General features: G+C 61.1%; 7 protein-coding genes. 1 reads left to right on the top strand and 6 read right to left on the bottom strand.

From position 1 onward, the window contains the following. Positions 1-222: ParA family protein (locus tag ACILSL_RS27135; RefSeq protein ID WP_395735202.1), on the top strand; the 222-nt coding region annotated here is incomplete at its 5' end. Between the two features lie 45 nt (positions 223-267). Here ACILSL_RS27135 and ACILSL_RS27130 read toward each other — a convergent pair. The 6 genes from ACILSL_RS27130 to ACILSL_RS27105 all read right to left on the bottom strand — a co-directional run bounded on the left by ACILSL_RS27130 (position 268) and on the right by ACILSL_RS27105 (position 3,408). Next, positions 268-759 carry a hypothetical protein gene (locus ACILSL_RS27130; protein ID WP_395735201.1) on the bottom strand — a complete coding sequence of 164 codons (492 nt, stop codon included), beginning with the start codon at positions 757-759 and terminating at the stop codon, positions 268-270. 107 nt (positions 760-866) lie between these two features. Further along, on the bottom strand, positions 867-1,067 hold the full coding sequence (locus ACILSL_RS27125) for a hypothetical protein (protein ID WP_395735200.1): 201 nt from the start codon (positions 1,065-1,067) through the stop codon (positions 867-869). Between the two features lie 74 nt (positions 1,068-1,141). Beyond that, on the bottom strand, positions 1,142-1,501 hold the full coding sequence (locus ACILSL_RS27120; RefSeq protein WP_395735199.1) for a hypothetical protein: 360 nt from the start codon (positions 1,499-1,501) through the stop codon (positions 1,142-1,144). 60 nt (positions 1,502-1,561) lie between these two features. Further along, a complete protein-coding gene (locus ACILSL_RS27115; RefSeq protein ID WP_395735198.1) occupies positions 1,562-1,957 on the bottom strand; it encodes a hypothetical protein in 396 nt (131 codons plus the stop codon). Between the two features lie 117 nt (positions 1,958-2,074). Then, complete coding sequence (locus tag ACILSL_RS27110; RefSeq protein WP_395735197.1) at positions 2,075-2,509, bottom strand: hypothetical protein; 435 nt, start codon at positions 2,507-2,509, stop codon at positions 2,075-2,077. A gap of 218 nt (positions 2,510-2,727) precedes the next feature. Next, entirely contained in the window at positions 2,728-3,408 is a 681-nt protein-coding gene (locus tag ACILSL_RS27105) for a hypothetical protein (RefSeq protein ID WP_395735196.1), read from the bottom strand. Between the last annotated feature and the right edge of the window lie 635 nt (positions 3,409-4,043).

The following is a 4,043-nucleotide window of genomic DNA, read 5'->3' as shown; positions in this document are numbered from 1 at the left end:
ACGAACCACGCGAACCAGGTCATCGCCGAAATCCAGAAGCACTACGGCGACATCATCTTCAAAACCGTCATCCCCCGCACCATCCGCCTCGCCGAAGCCCCCAGCCACGGCCAGCCCATCATCCAGTATGAAACCGGCGGTCTCGGCGCCGCCGCCTACCGCGCGTTGGCAAAAGAATTCCTCGCCCGCGAAGGCATCACGCCCACCCCGCTGGCGGACTGAAATCACCGTCCAAAATGGCCCGAGGCTGCGTCTTGCGCGGCTGCTTCATTTGACTGTCTCGATGGAGTCCCGAATTTCCTTCCGGTTTTCCTCGCTCAATGCGATCGCCAACTCACGCCAGCTTGAATCCGACTCTCGAAGGCTAACCCCGAACTCGATAACATCCAGCGTGTCGAGATTGAGGAGTATCCGGTAGCTGAAGTCCCTTTTTTTCGGAAAAATGCGGATAAGCACGTAAGGAGGAAGATTTCCGGCGTGATACCAAGACGCGGAGATTTGCAAGTCGTGTGGTCGCTCGAAGAGGCTCGTGAAAAACGGCGGAAGCTTCATCACATGTTTTCCGATTCGCAGCCGAAATGACTTCAAGTCGAGTTCTGCTGGCGCGTAGTTCTTCGGCAGGCCCACCAGCTTTGTTCCCTTGAGTGCAATGAGTGCATCCCGATGCGCATGGAGCATCTGGGGCCACGCCAACAGCAGCACGACGCAAGCAAGCGAACGTAGAAGGCGCGTCTTCAGGCTGCTGGGAGACAAGGGCATCGCCGATGTTTAAAGGGTCACGGCTTTTGCGTCGAATAATACTTATCCTGCGCGGAAGGTGAGAGACCCGCACGCTGCGAGCAGCACGCTGGTGTCCAGAAAAAGCTTCACGACCCGGCGAGGAAACGCCGGTGCCCTGCCTCATCCTCCTCAATCCACTTCTCGATCTGCTCGCGCGGGATGTCGCGCGGCGGGGGCAGCGCGCCTCCCCTCCCGTGCAGACGGGCGGCGAGGAACAGCAGCAGTTCCTGCTGCTGTTCCGGCGGGAGTTCCCCGGCGGCCTGTTCGATCTCTGCGAGCGTGCTCATGCCGTGGAAGCTACACACCCGCCTACCGCGGGCAAGCGCCGCATCCTCCCAAGCAAACCGCCCGCTTCCTGACCTCACCGCCTCCCCGCGTGGCTCACGCCCGTGGACGCCTCCCCGCCCACCAGCTTCCACAGGCCCTTCTTCTCCGGGTTGTAGCGCTCCAGATAAAGCGTGGACTCCCCCTCCGGCACGCCCTCCTTCCAACTGTAGGCCGCCACCGACAGCGCCTTCCCAAACGTCTCCCCCGACTCATTCTTCAGCACCTCCAGCACCTGCACCTGAAACCACGCATACTTGCTCCCTCCCTCCGGTGAAAGCCGCCTCACCCGCAGCACCACCGCCGCCTTCGCCGCCATCTTCTCATCGAGCAGCCTCTCCCCGGCAAACGCCGCAACCGTGAGCAGAGCCAGAAGGAAAGTCGTGAGGGTTTTCATGAAAGGGAGCAACTGCCGGGGAAACGGATGGCGGAGAGGCGGTTTGCCGCCGCTCTGCGGTTAGATGGCATCGGTGACTCCTCCCGCTCTCTGGATTGCATCCTCAAAGGCAAGCGCACTTGCAATCTCGTAGGATCGCTCTCTGGAATCGGTCTCATGATACAACCCATCAATGATCCGCACTCGCGTTTGAGTGAAGGCGCAATCGCGAAACGGGCCGTCGGCTGAACAGGCGGCCTGAATGCCACGCAAGACGGCCTGTGCGAATCTCTCGGGAATGGCCGTCTCGGGGACAGCCCACTCGAACGTCAGTCCATCCCCTGTGGCAGGCTCGACCAGTAGAATCACATGACCGACATGGCCCGGCGGTCCTGCTTGTCGAATGAACGTCCCCTCGCCCTGCGCTGAACTCGTCACTCGCACCTGCCGGAGCGATCTGTTGGTGGGAACATTCATGACGCGCAGATGCCGCCCAAACGCTCAAACTCAGCGACGACCCCATCGGCAGCGGCGGAGCGCACTATCCGCTCCCGGGCTTTCCTCCCCTGCAGGCAAAGTGTTGATGGGCGACAGTCAGGCGTTGCGGGTGTTCGCATTGTTGGATTCTGAGGAGTGAAAGAACGTGCTGACCGCCGCAAGTGACGCCATGAAGAGCGTGGCGAGCACGGCCCAGAAGAGCGAGCCACCAAACAAATCGAACCGGTCCCAAATGTTGCCGGTGAGTGGCTCAAGGCCATGGGTGGCAGGAGAAATCCAATCCCATGCTGTGAAGACGCCCAGCATGATGAACGGCGCGACAAACTGGGCTGCGATCGCGTAGCGAAAGGCACGTCCGAATGGCACGACAGTCGTGGCGCAGCGAATGATGCCAGTAAGCTCGACGAGAATCGCTGCGCCGACCGAGACTGCGATAAGCACATTGGTTTGGGCGGCAAAACGTGAGTCCATCGAGATGGCGATGGGAGCGGCTAACGCCAAGGCCGACAAAAGGAGGGTCAAGGCTTTCATTCAACGGAGGCGCGGAGCAATGCCAAACTTCCCGCTATATGAATGGCACCTGCGGGGTGCGGGAAGGAGGGCCTGGCGGAGGCGCATGGCGGCGGTGTAGCGGAATGCAGCGGGGGCGTCGAGCATGGTTTGCGGGCGGGGAGTCGGGCCGCGCCGGGTTCATTGGCCGGCGCGGCCCTTTTTCCTCCTCCTGGCAAGTGTCTTGTCCGGGGTGGGCCTTATCCCCGCACGGTGATCTGGAAGGGCTGGCTCATCTGGCCGAACTCGGTGTCGCCATCGAGATAGATGGCCCGATAGGTGTAGATGGCCGTCTGGCCGGGGGCGGGCTTCACCGTGTCGATGTAATTGGGCTGCGTGTCCACGGCGAGGAAGACCTCCGCCTTGCCGTCGCCGCGGTCCACGAAGATCTTGACCCCGGTGTGCCCGCCCTTCTTCCACACGATCTCCACGAGGCCGCCGCTGGTGATGCGGCTTTTCGAGAGGTCCGGCGCGATGGTGGCGAGCAGTTCGGCGATCTCGGCGCCCTCGATGCCGAGATCCTCGCCGTCGGCGACTTCATAGTTGAGCACGGACTTGATGCCCTGCGCGACGGATGCGAGGAGGGTGAAGATGCCGGCGACCAGCGGCACATTCGGCGCGGTGAAGACGGGGGGCACCGGGGCGGTGAGCGGCCCGCTCCCCTCGATGATGGCGTTCTTCAGCGCGGTGAGGGACTGGGAATAAGTCCGCACATCGGCGAGGTGGGCCATGATGGCATCGAACCACAGCCGCCCGTTGTCGAGCAGCGTGATGGTGGCGGCGGGCACGCTGTATTTAGTGGCGTAACCCTTGGCGGGGTCCTTGAGCTTCGCGACGAAGTTGGTCAGGAGCGTCTGCTTTCCGGGGTCGGAGGCAGGCATGAACGGTTGTCTTGGCATATGTTTGGTGTGTTTTTGTTTGGTTTGGTTTCCATCAGAAATCGGGTCGGCATCCCACGTCCCCTCATCCCAGTTCCCTGTGTCCCAAGGCATCAGCATTTCCTCGGGGAGAGAGCGCCAGATTAGAAAGTGGGGCAAAAACGGCCTTTTCATGGGTTTTCTAGGAGGAGGTGGTCAAAAGTAGCCACTCCCCAGCGCTGGGGAGCCGTTTTCCAGCGCTGGAAAATGGTTTTCCAAGGCTGGGGAATGATTTTTCAGCACTGGGGAGCCATTTTCCAGTGTTGGGGAATCGTTGCCGAGCACTGGAAAATGATTTTCCAGCACTGGGTAATCGTTCCCCATCACTGGGTAATCGTTCCCCAGCCCTGGAAAACCGCTTTTCAGGGCTGGGGAGCCGTTCCCCAGCACTCGGCAGCGGTCGCCCAGCGCTGGAAAATGGCTGCCCACCTATCGGCAATGGAAGGTGGCGGTGGTAAGTCCCCGCTTCCGTCTCGTTCCGTAGCTTGAATCTGGAAGGCATGAAGCCATGAACAACATGCGCCGCCGCCATGTCTCCCCGTCGCTCCCTCCTTTCCGGGATTCTTGGTTTCCCGATCTGGACACGACCCGACTTCCCG

Source organism: Prosthecobacter sp. (genome assembly GCF_044222345.1).
Taxonomy (GTDB): domain Bacteria; phylum Verrucomicrobiota; class Verrucomicrobiia; order Verrucomicrobiales; family Verrucomicrobiaceae; genus Prosthecobacter.
Note: the sequence above shows the minus strand (reverse complement) of the source record. Positions and strands in the feature narration are given on the sequence as shown.

Bases quoted from the DNA above. Each gene is read 5' to 3' on its own strand.
- ACILSL_RS27110 (WP_395735197.1), bottom strand. From the start codon at position 2,509: ATGAAAGCCTTGACCCTCCTTTTGTCGGCCTTGGCGTTAGCCGCTCCC.
- ACILSL_RS27115 (WP_395735198.1), bottom strand. From the start codon at position 1,957: ATGAATGTTCCCACCAACAGATCGCTCCGGCAGGTGCGAGTGACGAGT.
- ACILSL_RS27125 (WP_395735200.1), bottom strand. From the start codon at position 1,067: ATGAGCACGCTCGCAGAGATCGAACAGGCCGCCGGGGAACTCCCGCCG.
- ACILSL_RS27130 (WP_395735201.1), bottom strand. From the start codon at position 759: ATGCCCTTGTCTCCCAGCAGCCTGAAGACGCGCCTTCTACGTTCGCTT.
- ACILSL_RS27105 (WP_395735196.1), bottom strand. From the start codon at position 3,408: ATGCCTGCCTCCGACCCCGGAAAGCAGACGCTCCTGACCAACTTCGTC.
- ACILSL_RS27120 (WP_395735199.1), bottom strand. From the start codon at position 1,501: ATGAAAACCCTCACGACTTTCCTTCTGGCTCTGCTCACGGTTGCGGCG.